The sequence below is a fragment of the Dietzia sp. 111N12-1 genome (assembly GCF_001658045.1).
Lineage (GTDB): Bacteria > Actinomycetota > Actinomycetes > Mycobacteriales > Mycobacteriaceae > Dietzia > Dietzia kunjamensis.
The window spans coordinates 1-209 of record NZ_LSSV01000018.1; the positions used below are offsets into that span (position 1 = coordinate 1).

General features: G+C 48.8%; 1 rRNA gene. It reads right to left on the bottom strand.

The features are described from left to right. Nucleotides 1-209: ribosomal RNA gene (locus tag AYO52_RS02515) — 16S ribosomal RNA — on the bottom strand; the annotation flags it as partial.

Here is a 209-nt window from a genome sequence, read left to right on the forward strand (position 1 = left end):
CGATCACCCTCTCAGGTCGGCTACGTATCGTCGCCTTGGTAAGCCATTACCTTACCAACTAGCTAATACGGCGCGGGTCCATCTATAAGTGATAGCAAAACCATCTTTCACTATAGAACCATGCGGTTCTATATGTTATCCGGCATTAGCCCCGGTTTCCCGGAGTTATTCCAGTCTTATAGGTAGGTTACCCACGTGTTACTCACCCG